Raw genomic sequence first — 1,213 nt, forward strand, 5'->3', positions numbered from 1 at the left:
GTTTTCAAATTGTTCCGGACTGAGGCCGCCACACCAACTGTGCCGCCGCCACCGATTGTAATCACATTCGATATAATTAAACACCGTTGCCCGCATTATTTCCCGGCTGATAAAGTGTTCTCCATGGATACATTCCACTTTCAGCGAATGAAAGAAGCTTTCCACGCAGGCATTATCGTAGCAGCAACCTTTTGCGCTCATACTTCCACGCAGATTATGCCGCTTCAGTTGCGCCTGATAATCTGCTGAACAGTACTGGCCTCCACGGTCCGTGTGAACGATAACGTTCCGGGGCCTCTTACGCCGCCACAGCGCCATCTGCAGGGCATCGCAGGCCAGTTGCGCCGTCATGCGTGGCGACATTGACCAGCCAATAACGGCACGTGACCACAGGTCAATGACCACTGCCAGATACAGCCAGCCTTCATCTGTACGTAAGTACGTGATGTCTCCTGCCCACTTCTGGTTCGGGCCACTGGCGTAAAAATCCTGCTCCAACAGATTTTCTGACACAGGCAGGCCGTGTGCGCGGTAGCTGACCGGGCTGAACTTCCGGGAGGCCTTTGCCCTCAGTCCCTGACGGCGCAGGCTTGCCGCCACGGTTTTTACGTTAAAGGGGTAACCCTGAGCACGCAGTTCATCCGTCAGGCGTGGGGCACCGTAACGCTGTTTTGACCGGGTAAAAGCCGCGAGGACAACGCTGTCGCAGTGTTGGCGGAACTGCTGACGCGTGCTTATCCTTGTCCGCCGCTGACACCACGTATACCAGCCGCTGCGGGCCACCCGGAGCACGCGGCACATTGCTTTGATGCTGAACTCAGCCTGATGTTTTTCAATAAAGACATACTTCATTTCAGGCGCTTCGCGAAGTATGTCGCGGCCTTTTGGAGGATAGCCAGCTCTTCATCCCGTTCTGCCAGCTGGCGTTTGAGACGTGCAATCTCGGTAGACATCTCCAGTTCACGTTCAGAAGACGTCTGCTGATTTTGCTGTTTACTGCGCCAGTTGTAGAGCTGTGATTCATACAGGCTGAGTTCACGGGCTGCGGCAGTAACACCGATGCGTTCAGCAAGCTTCAGGGCTTCACTGCGAAATTCAGGCGAATGCTGTTTACGGGGTTTTTTACTGGTTGATACTGTTTTTGTCATGTGAGTCACCTCTGACTGAGAGTTTACTCACTTAGCCGCGTGTCCACTATTGCTGGGTAAGATCA

Annotated in this window: 1 protein-coding gene; it reads right to left on the reverse strand. The window is 53.8% G+C overall.

Going from position 1 to position 1,213, the window contains the following annotated elements:
- A protein-coding gene (locus tag FTE26_RS03890) for an IS3-like element IS3 family transposase (RefSeq protein WP_085955971.1) occupies positions 1 to 1,148 on the reverse strand; the annotation gives its coding sequence in 2 pieces (ribosomal slippage) (positions 1 to 887 and positions 887 to 1,148; 1,149 coding nt annotated over the 2 pieces). This gene is flagged as partial in the annotation.
- Positions 1,149 to 1,213: the final 65 nt, after the last annotated feature.

This window comes from Escherichia sp. S10b (assembly GCF_028421345.1).
Taxonomy (GTDB): domain Bacteria; phylum Pseudomonadota; class Gammaproteobacteria; order Enterobacterales; family Enterobacteriaceae; genus ECMA0423.